This window comes from Plantibacter sp. CFBP 8804, from assembly GCF_014841225.1.
Taxonomy (GTDB): domain Bacteria; phylum Actinomycetota; class Actinomycetes; order Actinomycetales; family Microbacteriaceae; genus Plantibacter; species Plantibacter auratus.
This window is the reverse complement of sequence record NZ_JACYTU010000010.1, coordinates 25,020-43,983: the sequence shown is the minus strand read 5'-3', so window position 1 is coordinate 43,983 and position 18,964 is coordinate 25,020. Positions and strand designations below refer to the sequence as shown.

Annotated in this window: 16 protein-coding genes; 6 read left to right on the top strand and 10 right to left on the bottom strand. The window is 69.0% G+C overall.

Going from position 1 to position 18,964, the window contains the following annotated elements; translation table 11 throughout:
• The first annotated feature begins 51 nt into the window (after positions 1 to 51).
• The 5 genes from IFU11_RS15305 to IFU11_RS15285 are packed head-to-tail and all read left to right on the top strand — an operon-like array spanning position 52 to position 5,629.
• Positions 52 to 1,404: an extracellular solute-binding protein gene (locus IFU11_RS15305; RefSeq protein WP_191941719.1), complete on the top strand. Its 1,353-nt coding sequence runs from the start codon at positions 52 to 54 to the stop codon at positions 1,402 to 1,404.
• On the top strand, positions 1,401 to 2,312 hold the full coding sequence (locus IFU11_RS15300; protein ID WP_124769977.1) for a carbohydrate ABC transporter permease: 912 nt from the start codon (positions 1,401 to 1,403) through the stop codon (positions 2,310 to 2,312). Before IFU11_RS15305 ends, IFU11_RS15300 begins: the two co-directional genes overlap by 4 nt.
• Positions 2,309 to 3,187 carry a carbohydrate ABC transporter permease gene (locus tag IFU11_RS15295; RefSeq protein WP_192019489.1) on the top strand — a complete coding sequence of 293 codons (879 nt, stop codon included), beginning with the start codon at positions 2,309 to 2,311 and terminating at the stop codon, positions 3,185 to 3,187. The genes IFU11_RS15300 and IFU11_RS15295 overlap by 4 nt, the downstream gene beginning before the upstream one ends.
• On the top strand, positions 3,184 to 4,500 hold the full coding sequence (locus tag IFU11_RS15290; RefSeq protein WP_371742796.1) for an alpha-L-fucosidase: 1,317 nt from the start codon (positions 3,184 to 3,186) through the stop codon (positions 4,498 to 4,500). Before IFU11_RS15295 ends, IFU11_RS15290 begins: the two co-directional genes overlap by 4 nt.
• Positions 4,501 to 4,537: 37 nt before the next feature.
• On the top strand, positions 4,538 to 5,629 hold the full coding sequence (locus IFU11_RS15285) for a hypothetical protein (protein WP_192019487.1): 1,092 nt from the start codon (positions 4,538 to 4,540) through the stop codon (positions 5,627 to 5,629).
• 30 nt (positions 5,630 to 5,659) lie between these two features.
• Here IFU11_RS15285 and IFU11_RS15280 read toward each other — a convergent pair whose 3' ends face one another.
• The 10 genes from IFU11_RS15280 to IFU11_RS15235 form a co-directional block, all read right to left on the bottom strand.
• Positions 5,660 to 5,980, bottom strand: a complete 321-nt coding sequence (locus IFU11_RS15280) for a hypothetical protein (RefSeq protein ID WP_191941723.1) — start codon at positions 5,978 to 5,980, stop codon at positions 5,660 to 5,662.
• 150 nt (positions 5,981 to 6,130) lie between these two features.
• Positions 6,131 to 7,648, bottom strand: coding sequence for an L-arabinose isomerase (gene araA, locus IFU11_RS15275; RefSeq protein ID WP_137243847.1), 1,518 nt, complete (start codon positions 7,646 to 7,648; stop codon positions 6,131 to 6,133).
• 133 nt (positions 7,649 to 7,781) lie between these two features.
• A complete protein-coding gene (locus IFU11_RS15270) occupies positions 7,782 to 8,489 on the bottom strand; it encodes an L-ribulose-5-phosphate 4-epimerase (RefSeq protein ID WP_192019486.1) in 708 nt (235 codons plus the stop codon).
• Positions 8,486 to 10,183, bottom strand: a complete 1,698-nt coding sequence (gene araB / locus IFU11_RS15265) for a ribulokinase (protein WP_370581971.1) — start codon at positions 10,181 to 10,183, stop codon at positions 8,486 to 8,488. Before araB ends, IFU11_RS15270 begins: the two co-directional genes overlap by 4 nt.
• Positions 10,184 to 10,416: 233 nt before the next feature.
• Positions 10,417 to 12,150: a hypothetical protein gene (locus tag IFU11_RS15260; RefSeq protein ID WP_192019484.1), complete on the bottom strand. Its 1,734-nt coding sequence runs from the start codon at positions 12,148 to 12,150 to the stop codon at positions 10,417 to 10,419.
• A 41-nt stretch (positions 12,151 to 12,191) separates the two neighbouring features.
• Positions 12,192 to 13,445: a multiple monosaccharide ABC transporter permease gene (gene mmsB / locus IFU11_RS15255; RefSeq protein ID WP_085512640.1), complete on the bottom strand. Its 1,254-nt coding sequence runs from the start codon at positions 13,443 to 13,445 to the stop codon at positions 12,192 to 12,194.
• A 32-nt stretch (positions 13,446 to 13,477) separates the two neighbouring features.
• Positions 13,478 to 14,986 carry a multiple monosaccharide ABC transporter ATP-binding protein gene (mmsA, locus tag IFU11_RS15250; protein WP_064295024.1) on the bottom strand — a complete coding sequence of 503 codons (1,509 nt, stop codon included), beginning with the start codon at positions 14,984 to 14,986 and terminating at the stop codon, positions 13,478 to 13,480.
• Between the two features lie 137 nt (positions 14,987 to 15,123).
• Entirely contained in the window at positions 15,124 to 16,236 is a 1,113-nt protein-coding gene (chvE, locus tag IFU11_RS15245) for a multiple monosaccharide ABC transporter substrate-binding protein (RefSeq protein ID WP_079706775.1), read from the bottom strand.
• A 107-nt stretch (positions 16,237 to 16,343) separates the two neighbouring features.
• Complete coding sequence (locus IFU11_RS15240; RefSeq protein WP_192019483.1) at positions 16,344 to 16,490, bottom strand: hypothetical protein; 147 nt, start codon at positions 16,488 to 16,490, stop codon at positions 16,344 to 16,346.
• Between the two features lie 265 nt (positions 16,491 to 16,755).
• Positions 16,756 to 17,775: a serine hydrolase domain-containing protein gene (locus IFU11_RS15235; RefSeq protein WP_192019482.1), complete on the bottom strand. Its 1,020-nt coding sequence runs from the start codon at positions 17,773 to 17,775 to the stop codon at positions 16,756 to 16,758.
• A gap of 134 nt (positions 17,776 to 17,909) precedes the next feature.
• Here IFU11_RS15235 and IFU11_RS15230 point away from each other — a divergent pair, with 134 nt between their 5' ends.
• Entirely contained in the window at positions 17,910 to 18,929 is a 1,020-nt protein-coding gene (locus IFU11_RS15230; RefSeq protein ID WP_064294998.1) for a LacI family DNA-binding transcriptional regulator, read from the top strand.
• Positions 18,930 to 18,964: the final 35 nt, after the last annotated feature.

The following is an 18,964-nucleotide window of genomic DNA, read 5'->3' as shown; positions in this document are numbered from 1 at the left end:
TCGATATGCAAGGACGGCTGACGAACCCGTCCGCGGACGAGGAGAGCCCCCATGAAGCACCAACGAACCCTGTCGATCGCCGCTGCAGCCGCCACGCTGGCCGTGCTCTCCGCGTGCACGGGCGACGCCGGGGGCGAGCGCGTCGGTCGCTGCGCGATCGCAGACGAGTTCGCCGCTGGCACGCCGGTCGACGCGACGCCGTCCGGTGAGATCACCTTCCAGACCACCGCGCTGAAGGCCTCGTTCTCCGAGTACTTCACCGAACTCATCGAGGAGTTCGAGGCCACCTACCCCGGCACGACCGTCACCTGGGAGGACGACCCTGGCGACGGCAGCTTCGCCACCCGGCTCGTCGCGGACGCGCAGGCGTGCTCGCTGGCAGACGTCGTGAACATGCCGCTCGCCACCGCCGGCGGGCTCCGCGAACAGGGCTTCCTCGCCGACCTCGACGCCGCGTCACCGGGCATCGGCGACGACTTCATCCCGAGCCTGTGGGACAGCCTGGTCCTCCCGGGCGACGACCACCACTACGTGCTCCCCTGGTACTGGGGCCTCATCGGCCTCCAGACGTACAACACCGAGCTCATGCAGCGAGCCGGACTCGACTCGGAGCAGCCGCCGACCACCTTCGAGGAACTCTTCGACGCGGCCGATCAGGTCGCCGAACGGTCGAACGGCGAGTTCAGTGCCTTCTCCGCGAGTCTCGGTCTGCGACTCCCGCTCGAGTGGCAGCTGCAGGAGGCCGAGGTCATCGCCGACGACGGTTCGGCGTTCGTCTTCGCCGACGATCCGGCCGTGCAGGAGTGGACCGAGCGCATGACGCGACTCGCGCTGGCCGGCGGCATCCCGAAGGACTCGATCGCGTCCGACGACGAGCCCACCGCCCTGTTCACCCAGGGTGCAACCGTCTGGGGCTCACCGAACGCCTCGTCGCTCCGGTACGTGCAGGAGGGCAACCCGGGCGTCTACGAGCACGTGGGCGTCTCGTCCCTCCTCGACCGCCGCGGCACGGCGATCGCCGAAGTGCAGACCATCGGTGTCCCGAGCACGAGCACCAACCCGGCCACCGCCATCGCCTTCGCGCGATTCCTCCTCGACGCCGAGCAGCAGAACCGCTTCATCAGCGACCCACGCATCCAGAACTTCCCGAGCACCACCGAGTCGCTCGGCATCCCGAAGCTCACGGACATCACCGGTACCGCCCCCATCGACGAGGCGAACCGTCTCGCCGTCGACCTCGCCGACGAAGCAGAGATCGTCACCATCGTGCAGTGGAGCGACGCAGTGGCGAACGCGGTCAACGCCGAGCTCCAGCTGGCGCTCACCGGGAAGAAGGCGCCGCGTGAGGCACTCCAGGCCGCGCAGGACGCGGCCAACCGGGTCATCGGAGCAGACGCTCGATGACGACCGCGATCCACCTCAACGGAGCGGCGCGTTATCGACCGCCCTGGGTGCCGTTGCTGTGGTGCGCACCCGCGCTGCTCATGATCACGATCTGGAGCGTCGGGCCCTTCGTCGGGACCATCGCGCTGTCGTTCACCGACACGTCCCCGCTCGGCATGGGTGGAGCGTTCGTCGGCCTCGACAACTACCGCTCGATCCTGCAGGACCCCGCGTTCTGGTCCGCGACCGGCAACAGCGTCCTGTACGCGATCATCGCCGTCCCGTTGCTGGTCGTCCTCCCGCTACTGCTCGCGCAGCTCGTCCACACCCGGCTCCCCGGGATGGGGTTCTTCCGCTCCGCCTACGCGGCTCCGATCGTGGCGTCCGTCGTCGCGGTCGGACTGGTCTGGCAGAACCTCCTCGGTGAACAGGGGCCCGTGAACACGGTGCTCCAGCGGGTCGGTCTCATCCAGCAGGCGGTGCCGTTCCTCTCCGAGGGGTCACTCATCCTGCTCAGCGCCATCGCCCTCACGGTGTGGCGTGGGCTCGGGTGGTACCTGATCTTCTACCTGGCGGCGCTCTCGAACATCCCCCGTGAGCTGTACGAGGCGGCCGAGCTCGACGGCGCCGGCCCGACGCGACGGTTCCTCACCATCACGGTGCCGGGCACCCGCCTCACGATGCTCCTCGTCGGGCTCCTCGCCGGCATCGGGTCGCTCCGCGTGTTCAGCGAGGTCTACCTGCTCGGCGGCGCCACCGGTGGTCCGGGAGGCGAGGCACGGACACTCCCGTTCTTCATCCGCGACGCAGCGCTCGACCCGATCACCGGCAACGCGGGCTACGGTGCAGCCGCGAGCGTGGCGCTCTTCGCGCTCACCGCCGTGTTCGCCGTGCTGGCTCAGCGCTTCGGCGGGGAGCGGGACGCATGAGCGCGCACATCGAGCAGCCGCCCGCGCGGCCGCTCCTGCGGCGTCGGCGTCGGCGCTGGTCGAGGACGACACCGGTGCGGTACGCGCTCCTGCTCCTCGTGCTCCTCATCTCCGTCGGCCCGTTGCTGTGGCAGTTCCTGTCGTCGCTCAAGGGCTCCGGCGAAGCACTCTTCGGGCGCGACGCCACCCTGTTCCCCCAGTCGCCGACGCTCGACGCCTACGTCACGATCTTCCGGCAGATCCCGATGGACGCCTACCTGACGAACAGCGCGATCGTCTGCGCGCTCACCATCGCCTCCCAGGTGGTGCTGCCGACCGCCGCCGGGTACATGCTCTCCCGACGCGGCTGGCGCGGGCGGCGGGTCACCTTCACCGTGCTGATCGTGTCGATGGTCGTGCCCTTCGAGTCGATCATGGTGTCGCTCTTCCTCATGACCCAGGAGCTCGGCCTGCTCGACACCCTCGTCGGCGCGTGGCTCCCCGGTGCCGTCTCCGCGATGAACGTCCTCATCATGCGGGCCGCGTTCACGGCGGTGCCCGACGAGATCGAGGACGCCGCGTTCCTCGACGGAGCGTCGGAGTGGCAGCGGTTCACCGCCCTGTTCCTGCCGTCGTCCATCGGCGCGATGCTCGTCGTCGTCGTCAACTCGTTCATCACCGCGTGGGACGACTTCCTCTGGCCGCTCCTCGTCCTGCGGAGCGAGTCGTCGTTCACCGTGTCGCTCGGACTCGCACGACTCTCGGCGTCGTCGTTCGGGTTCGACCCCAGGGTCGTGATGGCCGGATCCATCATCGCCGTCGTCCCGGTCCTCGTGGTGTTCATCGTGCTGCAACGATGGTTCCACCGAGGCGTCGCAGCAGGAGGAGTCAAGTGAGTCGACAGCCGCACCACCACCAGCACCGTCCCGTCCCCACCGAGGGCCAGTTGCGCTGGCAACAGAACGGGTTCGGCGTGTTCTTCCACTTCGGCGTCAACACCTTCGCCGGCAAGGAATGGAGCGACGGCACCCTGCCCGCCGCGAGCTTCGATCCGAGCGACCTCGATGTGCGGCAGTGGGTGCGCGTCGCGGCCTCGATCGGCGCCGGATACGTCATCCTCACCGCGAAGCATCACGACGGGTTCTGTCTCTGGCCGACCTCGACGACCGACTACAGCGTCGCATCCTCACCGTGGCAGGACAGCCACGGCGACGTCGTGGCCGAGCTCGCTGCAGCCTGTCGCGAGGCGGGCCTCGGACTGGGGCTGTACCTCTCGCCCTGGGATCGCCACGCCCCCGAGTACGCCGACGAGGCGCGCTACGCCGAGGTGTACGCCCGGCAGCTCACCGAACTGTGCACGAACTACGGCGAGCTCGTCGAGCTGTGGTTCGACGGCGCCGGGTCCGAGGGGTACACCTACGACTGGCCCGGCATCTCCGCGATCATCGAACGGCTTCAGCCGCAGGCCATGGTGTTCAACATGGGCGCCCCGACGATCCGCTGGGTGGGTAACGAGAACGGTCTCGCCGAAGACCCGGTGCGGTACGTCGTCGACCACACCGACTTCAGCAACTACACCGTCGTCACCAGCCGCTTCGAGGAGGCCCTCTACCTGCCGCCCGAGTGCGACGTCTCGATCCGTCGCGGCTGGTTCTGGCACCCGGACGACGAGCCGAAGTCGGTGGAGCATCTGCTCGCGATCTTCTACCGGTCCGTCGGACTCGGCGCGAACCTGCTCCTCAACCTCCCACCCGACACCCGTGGGCTCCTCCCCGACGCCGATGTGGAACGCGTGACCGCCTGGGCCGCGGAGCGCGACCGACGCTTCGCACAGCCGATCCCGGGAACGCTGACCACCGACGGGTCGACGGCCACCGTCACGTTCGCGGAGCCGGTCACCTTCGATCACCTCCGGCTGCACGAAAACCTCACCGCCGGACAGCTCATCGACCGCCACGAGGTCCGCACACCGGACGGCCGCACGCTCGTCGAAGCCGGTTCCGTCGGCGTCTCGAGGGTGCACGTGTTCGAACCGGTCACGACCGACCGGCTGACGATCGCGCTCGTCCCCGACGTCACCGACGACGCGGGTCGCCCTGCGGAAGCACCGGTACCGATGCTCCTCGCGGTCACCGCGCTCCACACTGGCTCGAGCACCGTCCCCGAGCTGCCGGTCGGATACGAGGCACCGACGGACGCCCCCGACTGAGCGGGCCGCGCCTCGACGCGGAACTAGGCTGGAGGGCGTGCAGGCGCTTCCCGAACCACTCGACACGAGTGCGCTCACCCGGCCGCTTCCCCGTCACGAGGTTCGAGAGCAGTGGCGAGCCTTCGTCGGGGAGGACCCCGGCGCCCGCGATCGCATCGGGCGAATCCGACGGCTCACCACCACCCTCGGCGCGATCGGTGGACTGTTCGGCATCTTCTTCTTCGGCCTGGTCGGCCTGTTCGCCTACGCTCAAGGCGCCAGGAACGCGGGAGGGATCGCCTTCGGCATGGGCACGCTCGTGGTGGTCATGATCCTCCTCGCCGTGATCCTCGTCCGCATGACGATCAGGGTCTGGTCGCGTAGGACCATGCGACGCACACACCTCCGCCTCGCCACCTTCGCCGAGGCCAACGGGTTCGACTACCGCGTCGGTCCCATCGCCCTCCAGCGCGACATGCCCTGGCGGAGCCGCGGGTCGGTGAACCTCCATCGAGTCCTCCGGAGCCGGGAGCCGCGTGGCATCGAGATCGCCAACTACGAGGTCATGGGCAACCGCAAGAACCTCGCGGCCCCCTTCGGCGGCTACTGCGCGCTCCGGATGCCCGTCGCCCTCCCCCACATCCTGCTCCGCGCCCAGGACGGCCGCCGCCGAGGGATGACTGGCGCCGGCGCCCCGGCCGATACGCAGCGGCTCAGCCTCGAGGGCGGCTTCGACCGACACTTCCACCTCTACTGCCCGGTCGGCTACGAGGCCGATGCCCTCTACCTGTTCACGCCCGACGTGATGGCGCGACTGCTCGACCACGTGCGCGGCTTCGACGTGGAGATCGTCGACGACTGGCTCCTGCTCGTGACCAGCGACGACCTCGTCACGACGAAGGTCGACGATTGGCAGGACATCGCCGCCGCTGTCGACGCCGTGGACGACCGCGTCGAACGCTGGGCCCGGTGGCGGGAGACCCGAGGTGACCGGCGAAGCGCCAAGGCGGACGAGTCGGCCTCGACCGCGGCGGCCGGGCGCGTCAGCACCCGTGGTCGGCGCCTCAGCGTCCGGATGAGCATCGACGACATCCTCATGTGGAGCGCGCTCGGGCTGTTCGTCGTCGGCACGATCATCGGGCTCCGGTAGCGCGCCCGAACGCGCCCGAACCGACCCGGGTCAGTCGCCGTACTCGTCGAGGAAGGTGTCCGACTCGGCATCGAGCGCACATCCTTCGGCGGCGGCCTCGGCCGGGGTGCGGTCGCCGGCGTCGATGATGGTGCTCGCCCGCTCCGCGATGCACCGTTCCATCGCCCGCTCGGCGGCTGCTGGGTCGGCGGCGGTGAACCCGCCGGTCGCTGCGACGATCGCGAGGACCGCTCCGACACCGGCGACGAGGACGGTCCCACCGATCGCGAGCTTCCACCCGAGCCTCGTCGGCTCGGCCGTCCCCTCATCGCCCGGCTCCTGCTGCTCCGTCTGCGTGAACACGTCCGTCATCGGTCGACCCCCGTCGTTCAGCGCGCCACCCCCGGCGCGTCGCCCCAGGCTAGCAAGCGCCGACGTCGCACAGCACGATCGACGACACCACGACGCAAGACGGCCTCCCGCTGGTTGGCAGGAGGCCGTCTCGGTCGGATCGTCCCGGGGCTAGAACCCCTGGGCGAGGCGGTAGTACGCGTTGTTCCAGCGCACCTCGCGCTGGAAGTCGCGCGTGGTGGTCGACTCGTCGATCACGAGGAGCTCGGTCTTGGCGATCTCCGCGAAGTCGGCGAACACCTCGACCCCGACGGCGGTCGACATGACGGTGTGGTGCGCGGCACCGGCGGTCAGCCAGGCAGCGGCCGAGGTCGCGAAGTCCGGAGCCGGCTTCCATACGGCGCGCCCGACGGGCAGCTTCGGCAGGGCCTCGATGGGCTGGACGACCTCGACGACGTTCGCCGTCAGCCGGAAGCGGTCGCGCATGTCGCTCATCGCGACGACGACGGCGGGGCCGGAGTCGGCCGTGAAGACGAGGCGCACCGGGTCCTCCTTGCCGCCGATGCCGAGCGGGTGCACCTCGAGGGTGGCACGAGCCGAGGAGAGCGTCGGGCTGACCTCGAGCATGTGCGCACCGAGGATGAGCTCGTTGCCGGGCTCCATGTGGTACGTGTAGTCCTCCATGAGCGAGGCGCCACCGGGGAGGCCGGCACCCATGACGGACGCGGCGCGCACGAGGACGGCGGTCTTCCAGTCGCCCTCCGCACCGAAGCCGTAGCCGTCGGCCATGAGGCGCTGGACGGCGAGGCCCGGCAGCTGACGCAGCTCGCCGAGGTCCTCGAAGCTCGTCGTGAACGCGGCGAAGTCGCCGGCCTCGAGGAAGGAGCGCAGGCCCAGCTCGATCGCGGCGCCGTAGCGGAGCGACGCGTGCCGCTCGCCACCCTTCCGCAGCTCGGGGACGACGTCGTACAGCTCCTCGTACTCGGCGACGAGGGCGTCGATGTCAGCGTCCGTCGACGCGTGCACGGCCTCGGCCAGCTCGTTGACGCTCCACGTGTTGACCTGCACACCGAAGCGCAGCTCGGCCTCGGTCTTGTCACCTTCGGTGACGGCGACGTAACGCATGTTGTCGCCGAAGCGTGCGAGCTTGAGTTCGTGCGTGGCCGCCCAACCCGCGGCGGCGCGCTGCCAGGTGCCGACCTCACGCTGGACGCGCGGGTCGGAGACGTGGCCGACGACCGTCTTGCGGGCGACGCCCAGACGCGTCTGGATGTACCCGAACTCGCGGTCGCCGTGCGCGGCCTGGTTGAGGTTCATGAAGTCGAAGTCGATCTCCGACCACGGCAGCTCGACGTTCGCCTGCGTGTGGAGGTGGAGCAGCGGCTTCTGCAGCGCGTCGAGGCCGGCGATCCACATCTTGGCCGGGCTGAAGGTGTGCATCCAGGTGACGAGACCGATGACGCTGTCGTCGGCGTTCGCGTCGAGCATGGCCCGACGGATCGACTCGGAGTCCTTGAGGACGGGCTTCCACTCGATCCGCACGGGGACGTCGGCGGCAGCGCCGAGCTCGGCGGCGATGGCCTGGGACTGCTCGGCGACCTGACGGAGGGTCTCCTCGCCGTACAGGTTCTGGCTGCCGGTGAGGAACCAGACGGTGTAGTGGTCGAGCGTGGTGGTGGGCTTCGGCATTGGTGGGTTCTTTCTTGAGGTCGTTTCGGTCCCTGAGCCTGTCGAAGGGCGGGACCGTGGTGGGGTGGCCCTTCGACAAGCTCAGGGACCGGGAGGGTGTCAGGGACCGGGATCGGACCGGAGGTCGTTCTGGCTAGAGCGCGCCCTGCGGCGCCTGGCCGTAGACGTTCTGGTAGCGGTCGAACAGGGCGTCGATCGCCTCGGTCGGAATGGGCTTCGGCTCGCCGAGCTGACGCGAGATGTGCACGGTGCGGGCGACGTCCTCGACCATGACCGCGGCCTTCACGGCGTCGCGGGCGTCCTTCCCGATCGTGAACGGACCGTGGTTCTGCATGAGTACGGCGCGCGACCGGTGACCGGTCAGCGTCTCGACGATGCCGCGTCCGATCGAGTCGTCGCCGATGATCGAGAACGGACCGATCGGGACCTCCCCGCCGAACTCGTCGGCCATCGCCGTGATGACGCACGGGATGGGCTCGGCGCGTGCCGCCCAGGCCACCGCGTAGGTGGAGTGGGTGTGCACGACGCCGCCGACCTCGGGCATATGCCGGTAGACGTATGCGTGTGCCGCGGTGTCGCTCGACGGCGACCGCTCAGCACCGGGCGTGCCCGGGATGACGTTGCCGTGGAGGTCGCAGAGGATCATGTTCTCGGGTGCGAGGTCGTCGTAGTCGACGCCGGAGGGCTTGATGACGAAGAGGTCGGCTCCCGGCACCCGTCCGGAGACGTTGCCGCCGGTCCAGATGACGAGCCCGTACCGGACGAGCTCGCCGTGCAGCCTGGCGACGTCGGACCGGACGCGCGCGATCGCGACCTCGATCTCGGGTGAGTAGGTGTTCACGCGGTTGCTCCTTCGAGGGCGGTGGTCTCGGTGTCGGTCGGCAGGCTGTCGACGCCGCCACCGAGGGCGGCTCGGCGGATGCGCTTCAGGCGCTTCATGACGTCGTTGGCGCCACGACCGAAGTAGTCGTGGAGCGTCGCGTACTCCGCGTAGAGCAGGTCGTACGCGTCGGCCGCGGCCTCGTTCGGCGTGTAGACGGCGCGGTTCACCTTGCCCATGGCGGCACTGGCGGCCGGGACGTCCGGGTAGGCCCCGGCGGCGACGGCGGCGTGGATGGCCGAGCCGAGTGCGGGGCCCTGGTCGCTCGCCGTGATGGAGATCGGCAGGCGCAGGATGTCGGAGTACGTCTGCATGAGGAAGGGGTTCCGCTGCAGACCGCCGGCGACGATGAACTCGGTGACGGGCACCCCCGAGGCGTTGAACGTCTCGACGATCTTCCGGGTGCCGAACGCGGTCGCCTCGAACAATGCGCGGTAGACCTCCTCGGTGCGGGTCGTGAGCGTCAGGCCGAGGACGGTGCCGGAGAGCTCGTGGTCGACGAGGACCGAGCGGTTGCCCGAGTGCCAGTCGAGGGCGACGAGCCCGTGCGCGCCGACGGGCTGGTCCTGGATGAGCGAGGTGAGGTACTCGTGGATGCTGACACCACGCGCCGCAGCCTCTTCGGTGTACCGGGCGGGGACCTGGTTCGCGACGTACCAGGCGAAGATGTCGCCGACGCCCGACTGCCCGGCCTCGTAGCCGTAGAGGCCGGCGATGATGCCGCCGTCGACGACGCCGCACATGCCGGGGACCTCGCGGAGGACGTCACCGTTCATGACGTGGCAGGTGGAGGTGCCCATGATCGCGACCATCTGGCCGGGCGAGACGGCCTGCGCCGCGGGTGCTGCGACGTGCGCGTCGACGTTCCCGACCGCGACCGCGATGCCCTCGCGGAGACCGGTCCACCCAGCGGCTTCGGCCGACAGGGTGCCGGCGGCGGCGCCCAGTTCTCCGATCTCGTGTGCGACCTTGTCGTCGGCGAAGCGCTCGAAGGCGGGGTTGAGCGCGGCGAGGAACTCGTGGCTCGGGTAGGCGCCGTCCTGGTAGATGCCCTTGTAGCCGGCGGTGCAGGCGTTGCGGACGTAGGTGCCGGTCAGCTGCCAGATGATCCAGTCTGCCGCCTCGACCCAGTGGTCCATGCGCTCGTACAGTTCGGGGTCCTCCTCGAGGAGCTGGAGGCCCTTGGCGAACTCCCACTCGCTCGAGATGAGGCCGCCGTAGCGCGGCAGCCAGGACTCGCCCCGCTCGGCGGCGAGCTCGTTGATGCGGTCTGCCTGCGGCTGCGCGGAGTGGTGCTTCCACAGCTTCACGTAGGCGTGCGGGCGGTCGGCGTACTCGGGCAGCTCGTTGAGCGGTGTCCCGTCGGCGATGACGGGGACCATCGTGCAGGCGGTGAAGTCGGTGCCGATGCCGATGACGGCGGCGGGGTCGATCCCGGCGGCCTCGACGGCGCGCGGCACAGCGGACTGCATGACGGCGACGTAGTCGGCCGGCACCTGCAGCGCCCAGTCGGGCGGCAGCGCGGCGCCGGTCGAGGCGAGCTCACGGTCCATGACGGCGTGCGGGTAGTCGAGCACCGCCGACCCGAGTTCGGCACCGTCGGACACTCGCACGACGACGGCTCGGCCGGACAGCGTGCCGAAGTCGACGCCGATCGTATAGGTCTCGGCGTGCGTGGCTGTCGCCTGCTCGGGGGCGCTGGCGGCCGGGTTCTGCTCGGTGTTCACCGGTGGGACTCCTTCGTCGATCTGGTGCTCGGTTGATTCGCGATGCTGTGGTGCAAGCGGGTGGGGGCGGCTGCTCGGCCGGGTGGATCAGGGCTGGGCCGCGCTCCAGTGTACAACGTTGTATATTGCCGTGGCCATGGACAGGACGATGCGATCGCGACTCATGCGAGACCGCCCATCGCCTCGATGACGGCGCGTGCGTCGAGCGGCTCGGAATCCGGCGCGTCAGCAGCGCCGACGGTCCCCACGATCCGGCCCGCGCGGACGGCGACGACCCGGTCGCAGACGGCCGCGAGCGCCGCCGGGTCCTCGCTCGAGACGACGACCGCCCGGCCGGACGCCGCGAGCGAACGGATCAGTGCGCACCGCTCAGCCCGCCGACGTCCGTCCTCGGAGCCGGGGGCGCCCGCCCGACCGAACGGTTCGGCGAGCAGCACGGCGCGCGCCCCCGTGTCCGCGATGATCCGGAGCGACTCGGTGAACTGGTCGGCGTCCGGCCCGCGGTGCACGCCGGGGAGTGCGGCGACCAGGCCGCTCGGCACGGTGGTCGCCCGGTAGTCGCGGCGCGGGTCGGCCACACCGAGCCTGACCATCCTCGTGAGGGCGTCCGGGGAGACGCTCGACGGCACCCCGCCGAGGAAGGAGAGGTCGAAGCGGATCGGGTGCTCCGTCGTGTACAGCACCCCCGCGGCGCGCGCCAGGTCCGTCGTCGAGACGTCGACCACCGCACCGTCGAGCGCTACCGAACCACGGGTCCGTGCGCCGTACGACCGACCGAAGACGCTCAGCAGCACCTCCCCCGCACCGGAGTCCGGCGGACCGAACAGCCCGAGCACCTCCCCCGGCGCACAGGCGAAGGATAGGTCGTCGACGACGATCCGTTCAGGGTCCGCCGGGTGGCTCGCGGTCCAGTGTTCGACGGTGAGGCCGGCAGCCGTCACCGATGACGCGACCACCGCGGCACCGTCCGACGTCGATGATCCGCCGGCAACCGGATGGAACGCGTCGACGCCGCCCAGCCCGGCGGCCAAGGCTTCGAGCACCTCGCGTTCACCGTCCACGGCCGACAGGTCGATCGAGGGCGACGGGACACCCCCGACGGCGAGCACGGTCGCCGTCGATGCGACCCGCGCGAGCCCGGTGACGGCCCCGGTCGCGAGCAGGATGCCGGGTGCAGGGGCAGCGGTTCGAGGAGCTCGGGCCACCTCGACCATCGCCTGCCGCCAGCGCTCGACCTCGTCCGCTCGAAGGGCGGGGCCGCTGTCGTCGATCACGATGAGCGACGCCTCAGCGGCGACCGCCCGGGCCAGCTCCACGAGCCGACGCTCCACGACCGACAGGGCACCGGCGGAGTCCGCGGGTGACCGGTCGAGCCCGACGATACTCAGGGCACGGTGGATCCGCGCGGCATCGCTCTGCCCCACGGACGACCGGTCGCCGGAGGGTCCTCGGAGGAGCCGCATGACCGTCTCCCGCAGGCCCGCCGCACGCTCGGACCCGAGCAGGACGTTCTCACCGATGGTCTGCGACCAGCTGATGGCCTGCCCGGCCGTGACGACGGCCACCCCGGAGGCGCTCGACGCGGCCCGGGACGACAGCCGCGCCGGCCTGCCGTCGACGAGCACCGTCTCGGAGCCGGACGCCCTGGCCGCGCCGCGCGGTGCGGTGGACGTCCCGGACAACCGCGCGATCAGGTGCCGGAGCGTGGAGACCGGGCCGAGCACGGCGTGCACCGTGCCGACGGGCACCTCGAGCAGCGGCGTGCCGTCCCGCAGGATCGCGAGCGCCGGCGGGACCGACGAGGACTCGCGCTCAGCGGTCGCCTCGCCACCACGCACGGAGGCGAGGGCACCGGCCAGGTCGCCGGTGCTCTCGCCTCCGTGGTGGATGTCCATGCGTCGGATCGATCCGGGTTCCGCTGTCGCGGACCTCGGGATCAGCGTCCGCCGCTGCGGCGCTTGTTGTAGACGTCGAACGCGACGGCCAGCAGCAGCACGAGGCCCTTGACGGCCTGCTGCCACTCGATGCCGAGGCCGATGATCGACATACCGTTGTTCAGCACACCGATGATGAGACCACCGATGATCGCGCCGCCGATGGTACCGACGCCACCCTGCACCGCGGCTCCACCGATGAAGGCCGCGGAGATCGCCTCGAGCTCGAAGCCGTCACCGGCCTTCGGACCGGCGAGGTTCAGGCGGGCCGTGAAGATGAGGCCCGCGAGCGCCGCGAGGAAGCCCATGTTGACGAACAGGAAGAAGTCGACCTTGCGGGTCTTGATGCCGGACAGCTCCGCGGCGTGACGGTTGCCACCGATCGCGTAGATGTGGCGGCCGAAGACCGAGCGGTTCATGACGATGCCGTAGACGAGCACGAGGACGGCCAGCACGATGAGCGTGACCGGGATGCCCTTGTACGCGGCGAGGGCGTACACGAAGAAGCCGATGCCCGCGATGATGAGGACGAGCTTGGCGACGAACCACGGGAACGGCTCGGTGTCCTGGCCGTACTTCTGACGGCCGAGGCGCGTGCGGACCTGCTGCACGACGAGGCCGACGACGGCGATGACGCCGATCCCGAGCGTGAGCGGGTCGATCGGGAAGTCACCGAACACGTCGTTCAGGAAGCCGTTGCCGAGCGCGCGGTACTCCGCCGGGAAGGAACCGATGTTGGCGTTGCCGAGCACCACGAGCGCGAGGCCGCGGAAGATGAGCATGCCGGCCAGCGTCACGATGAACGCCGGGATCCCGACGTAGGCGATCCAGAAGCCCTGCCAGACACCGACGAGCGCGCCGATGGCGAGCGACAGGATGATCGCGATCCACCACGGCATCTGCATCTGCACGGCGAACACACCGGACACCGCACCGACGAAGGCCGCGACGGAACCGACCGACAGGTCGATGTGGCCGGCGATGATGACCATCACCATGCCGATCGCGAGGACGAGGATGTACCCGTTCTGCACGATCAGGTTGGAGATGTTCTGCGGCCGCAGCAGGATGCCGTCGGTGATGACGGCGAAGAACACGACGACGAGCAGGAGGGCGATGAAGATGCCGTTCTTGCCGAGGTCGCTGAGGATGTGGGTCAGCCAGCTCGTGAAGCGGTTGGTGGCCGGGTTGACGAGGCCGCCGGCGGCGGTGCCGTCGCCTGCCGGGACGGTGGGTTTGGTGTCCAGATCGGACATTGCGGTTCTCCTTCGATCCGTCCGCGCCCGCGTCAGCGGGGCTTCTCCATGGTCATGAGTTTGAGGAGCGCTTCGGGGTTCGCTTCCTCGATCGGCAGTTCGCCGGTGATGCGGCCCTCACTGAGGGCGTAGATGCGGTCGCAGATGCCGATGAGCTCGGGGAGCTCGGAGGAGATGACGATGACGCCCTTCCCCTCGGCGGCGAGGCGGTTGATGATCGTGTAGATCTCGTACTTCGCACCGACGTCGATGCCACGGGTGGGCTCATCGAGGATGAGGACGTCGGGGTCGGAGTAGATCCACTTCGAGAGGACGACCTTCTGCTGGTTGCCGCCCGAGAGCTTCCCGGTCTTCGCGAGCACGTTCGGAGCCTTGATGTTCATGCTCTTCCGGTACTCCTCGGCGACCTTGTACTCCTCGTTGTCGTTGACGAGTCCGCCGCGTTCGAGCTTCTTCAGCGAGGCCATCGAGATGTTCCGCTTGATGTCCTCGATGAGGTTGAGGCCGTAGTACTTGCGGTCCTCGGTGGCGTACGCGAGGCCGTTGTCGATCGCCTCCGACACCGTGCGGGTGCGGATCTCGGTGCCGTTCTTGAAGACCTTGCCGCTGATGCGGCTGCCGTACGACTGTCCGAACAGGCTCATCGCGAACTCGGTGCGCCCGGCGCCCATGAGGCCGGCGATGCCGACGATCTCACCGGCGCGGACGTTGAGGTTGACGGCGTCCACCATCACGCGGGTCGGGTCCTGCGGGTGGTGGGCGGTCCAGTCCTCGACGCGCAGGATCTCCTCGCCGATGTTCGGCGTGTGGTCCGGGTAGCGGTGCTCGAGGTCGCGGCCGACCATGTCCTTGATGATGCGCTCTTCGGTGACGTCGTTCTTCACGATCGTCTCGATCGTCTTGCCGTCGCGGATGACCGTGACGGTGTCGGCGACCTTCTTGATCTCGTTGAGCTTGTGGCTGATGATGATCGACGTGATCCCCTGCTCCTTGAGGTGCAGGATCAGGTCGAGCAGGTGGTCGGAGTCCTCGTCGTTCAGCGCGGCCGTCGGCTCGTCGAGGATGAGGAGCTTCACGCGCTTCGAGAGGGCCTTCGCGATCTCGACGAGCTGCTGCTTGCCGACGCCGATCTCGAGGATCTTGGTCGTCGGGTTCTCCCGCAGGCCGACCCGGGCGAGCAGTGCTGCCGCCTCCTGGTTGGTGCGGTTCCAGTCGATGAGGCCGAGCGGCCCCTTCAGCTCGTTGTTGAGGAAGATGTTCTCCGCGATGGAGAGGTAGGGGCTGAGGGCCAGCTCCTGGTGGATGATGACGATGCCCTTGGACTCCGAGTCGCGGATGTCCTTGAACTCCATCGTCTCGCCCTCGAAGACGATGTCGCCCTCGTAGGTGCCGAACGGGTAGACGCCGGACAACACCTTCATGAGCGTCGACTTGCCGGCGCCGTTCTCACCGCAGATGGCGTGCACGGTACCGCGCTGCACATCGAGCGTGACGTTCGAGAGGGCCTTGACGCCGGGGAAGGTCTTGATGATGTTGCGCATCTCGAGGATGCTCGTGGTCTCGCCTGACACCGTGTCTCCTTACAGGTGATCGTCGTTGAACCGGGCCCTCCGACAGGCTCAGGGATCGGAAGTGATTCCGTTCCCTGAGCCTGTCGAAAGGGGTGTTGCAGGACTGACTAGCCCTTGATCTCGTCTTCGGTCCAGTAACCGGAGTCCACGAGGACCTCCTGGATGTTGTCCTTGACGACGATCTGCGACTCGAGGAGGAAGGACGGGACGACCTTCTTGCCGTTGTCGTAGTCCTCGGTGTTGTTGACCTCGGGCTTCTCACCGTTCAGCACGGCGACGGCCATCTTGACGGCTTCGCTCGCCAGCTGGCGGGTGTCCTTGAAGATGGTCGCGTACTGCTCGCCGGACTCGATGGCCTTGACCGAGTCGAGCTCGGCGTCCTGGCCGGAGATGACGGGCCAGCCGTCGCCCACCGAGTAGCCGGCGTCGGTCAGCGCCGAGATGATGCCTCGCGAGATGCCGTCGTAGGGCGACAGGACCGCGTTGACCTTGCTGCCGTCGGAGTAGGTCGACGTGAGGATGTTCTCCATACGCTTCTGCGCGGTCTCACCGTCCCAACGGAGCGTTGCAGCCTGCTCGAAGGAGGTCTGGCCGCTGGCGACCTTGAGGGTGCCCGCGTCGATGAACGGCTTCAGGGTGTCCTGAGCGCCGTCCCAGAAGAACGTGGCGTTGTTGTCGTCGGGCGAGCCGGCGAACATCTCGATGTTGAACGGACCGGCGGGTGCGCCCTCGGTGGGCTTGCCCTCGAGGTCGACGAGGCCGAGGCCGTTGAGGACCGAGTTGGCCTGCTGCACGCCGACCTTGTAGTTGTCGAACGACGCGTAGTAGTCGACGTTCTCGCTGTCGCGGATCAGGCGGTCGTAGGCGATGACGGGGATGTCGCCGTCCTTGGCCTCCTGCAGCACGCTGGTGAGCGTGGTGCCGTCGATCGAGGCGATGATCAGGACGGAGGCGCCCTTGGTGATCATGTTCTCGATCTGCGAGACCTGGGTCGGGATGTCGTCCTCGGCGTACTGCAGGTCGACCTTGAAGCCCTCCTTCTCCAGCTGCTCCTTGACGGCGTTGCCGTCCTGGATCCAGCGCTCGGAGCTCTTGGTGGGCATCGCGACGCCGACGAGCTTGCCGTCGCCTTCGCCGCCGCCCGATCCGCCGCTTGCGCCGCCGGAGCAGCCGGCGAGCGACACGACCATCGTGCCTGCGGCCAGCGTGGCGAGGAGCATTCTCTTCTTCACTGTGTGGTTCCTTCCCTAGGGAGTTGCTTGGACGTCATTGTCATGCGCAGGTCTGTCGGCTTCGATGTGTCCAGCTCATCGAGGCCGCTCGTCGGCTACGTGGCGTTCGCGGGTGCGGGTGCGGGTGCGGACGCCTCGTCGAAGTGCCGGCGAGGGTGCAGGGAGAGGTGGCCGGCGGAGAGCCGGGCCGAGAGGGAGCTGTGGTCGGATCGATCGGTGCCGTGGATCGGGAGGCGGCTCATCGCCGACCTGCTCGCTCCATTGCGCTTCGTTCCCACGTCGACTTCCTCGTCACTCCGAATGTGACCGTTCACATTGTGTGTCACACGATAGCCCCAGACCTCCACCTGATGTCAAGTCGGGATGGGTCTCATTTTCATAACCGGCGACTGTCGGGGCATGGTCGCGCTCTCAGTGGGCCCGCGCGGGCACGTGCCGGGGGCGCGAATACGCCTCGATCGGTATGGCCGGAACCCGGGGATGTGCCCGGCAGATCCCAGTGGGCGCCTAGAGTTCGGCGTCGATCGCGCGGATGACGTCCCACGCGCCGTCCTCGGAGTTCGACAGCACGACGACGTCGATGGCGTCGGCGGCGGTCGGGCCGAAGTAGGTGCGCACGATGCCGCTCGCGCCGGGGTTGACACCGTCGAGGTACATCGATCGCACCTGGCCGTCCTCGTCGACGTCGAACTCGAAGCCGAAGCCGTAGGAGATCTCCTCGTCGACCTCGATCTGCGGGGAGGTGAACTCCTCGGTCAGCTCGGCGGTGAGGATCTTCGCGTCGCGTGCCGCGCGCAGGAAGGTGATGAGGTCGGCCGCGGTGGACTGCGCACCGGCGTCCGGGCCGCCGAGCGGCGGGAAGGCGTCGGCGTTCGAGTGCCAGACGCCGTCGTCGTCGACGTCGCCGCCCTCGGCCAGGCCGGGCTCGCCCGTCCGGCGGTCGACGAAGCCCGAGTTGTCCATGCCGAGCAGCGCGAACACCTGCTGCTCGATGAGCTGGCGGTAGGGCAGCCCCGTCACGCCCTCGAGCGCGAGCCCGAGCAGCACGTAGCCCGCGTTGACGTAGTTCGCCTCTTCGCCGGGGGCCGCGAGCGGCTCCTTGTCGGCGAAGAGCGGCAGGAGGTCGGCGGTCTCGCGGATCGACGAGGCCGGGCGCTCGGCCCAGAGGTCGTCGTAGCTCTCGCCGGCGGTCTCGTCGGCGTCGTCGGCGATGCCGGAGGTGTGGGTGAGCAGGTGGAGCAGCTGGACGTCGCGGCGGATGGTGGTGCCGTCGAGGTCGACGTACTCGTGGATCGACTCGTCGAGGTCGATGTGTCCGGCGTCGACCTGCTGGAGCACGGCGGCGGCGGTGAAGAGCTTCGTGATGGACGCCGTGTCGAAGCGGGTGTCGAGCATGATGGGCTCGTCGCGCTCCCGCGAGGCCAGGCCGCGGGCGGCCTCGAAGAGCGTCTCCTCACCGCGCTTGACGAGCACGACGCCCGAGAAGTCGGTGGCTTCGATGACGCGGGCGACGCTTTCGGTATCCATCCCCCAACGGTACCGTCGCGGACCCCTCCGTGGCTCCACGCACCCTGGGGGACCCGATCCGTCGGGGGCCTGACGCGTGTGCATAATGGGTGCAGCACGAAATGTGACCGTGCACATCGAGGTCCGAGGAATCCGTGAGCGACGACGCCGAACGGGGGCGAGCCCCCAATATCCGTGATGTCGCGCGCCTGGCCGGGGTCTCCCACCAGACGGTCTCACGAGTGCTCAACAACCACCCGAGCATCCGCGACTCCACCCGCGACCGGGTCCTCGCCGTCATGGACGAGGTCAACTACCGTCCGAACCGGGCGGCCAGGGCGCTCGTGACGAGTCGGTCGCGGACCATCGGCGTGCTCGCGAGCCAGCGGTCGCAGTACGGTCCGGCGAGCATGATCCAGGCGATCGAGAACGCGAGCAAGGACGCCGGGTACCTCGTCAGCACGGCGAACCTGCCCGACGTCTCGGACGCGTCGATCGTCGCCGCCGTCGAGCATCTGCTCGCGCAGTCGGTCGACGGCATCGTGGTCATCGCACCGCAGGTCCGGGTGTTCCGGGCGATCGAGGAGTTGCAGGTGCGGGTGCCGTTCATCGCGGTGCAGTCCGGCGGCGACCTCGACGACCACTCGATCGGTGTCGACCAGGTCGCCGGTGGACGCTTGGCGACGCGGCACCTCATCGAGCTCGGGCATCGGAACATCTACCACCTCGCGGGGCCGCAGGACTGGATCGAGGCGGAGGCGCGCATGCACGGGTTCCTCGCCGAGATGAGTGCGCAGGACGTGCCGACGACCGCGCCGATCCTCGGTGACTGGACCGCAGACTTCGGCTATCGCGCCGGGATCGAACTCATGCGGGTGCGCGACTTCACGGCGATCTTCTCGTCGAACGACCAGATGGCGCTCGGCCTCATCCACGCGATCCGCGACGAGGGGTACGACGTGCCGCGCGACGTGTCGATCGTGGGGTTCGACGACATCCCGGAGGCACCGCACTTCTGGCCGCCGCTCACGACGGTGCGGCAGGACTTCGACGAGCTGGGGCGTCGCTGTGTCGCGCGGTTGCTCGGCAACCTCGAAGTCGACGCCGTCGGGTACCGCGGCACGATCGAGCCGGAGCTCATCGTGCGGAAGTCGACGGGTCGCCCGGCCTTCTGACCCCTGGTGGTGGTGGCGGTGTGTGGTGGTGGTGC

Bases quoted from the DNA above. Each gene is read 5' to 3' on its own strand.
- IFU11_RS15305 (WP_191941719.1), top strand. From the start codon at position 52: ATGAAGCACCAACGAACCCTGTCGATCGCCGCTGCAGCCGCCACGCTG.
- IFU11_RS15300 (WP_124769977.1), top strand. From the start codon at position 1,401: ATGACGACCGCGATCCACCTCAACGGAGCGGCGCGTTATCGACCGCCC.
- IFU11_RS15295 (WP_192019489.1), top strand. From the start codon at position 2,309: ATGAGCGCGCACATCGAGCAGCCGCCCGCGCGGCCGCTCCTGCGGCGT.
- IFU11_RS15280 (WP_191941723.1), bottom strand. From the start codon at position 5,980: ATGACGGACGTGTTCACGCAGACGGAGCAGCAGGAGCCGGGCGATGAG.
- araA (WP_137243847.1), bottom strand. From the start codon at position 7,648: ATGCCGAAGCCCACCACCACGCTCGACCACTACACCGTCTGGTTCCTC.
- IFU11_RS15260 (WP_192019484.1), bottom strand. From the start codon at position 12,150: ATGGACATCCACCACGGAGGCGAGAGCACCGGCGACCTGGCCGGTGCC.
- mmsB (WP_085512640.1), bottom strand. From the start codon at position 13,445: ATGTCCGATCTGGACACCAAACCCACCGTCCCGGCAGGCGACGGCACC.
- mmsA (WP_064295024.1), bottom strand. From the start codon at position 14,986: ATGCGCAACATCATCAAGACCTTCCCCGGCGTCAAGGCCCTCTCGAAC.
- chvE (WP_079706775.1), bottom strand. From the start codon at position 16,236: ATGCTCCTCGCCACGCTGGCCGCAGGCACGATGGTCGTGTCGCTCGCC.
- IFU11_RS15240 (WP_192019483.1), bottom strand. From the start codon at position 16,490: ATGAGCCGCCTCCCGATCCACGGCACCGATCGATCCGACCACAGCTCC.
- IFU11_RS15235 (WP_192019482.1), bottom strand. From the start codon at position 17,775: ATGGATACCGAAAGCGTCGCCCGCGTCATCGAAGCCACCGACTTCTCG.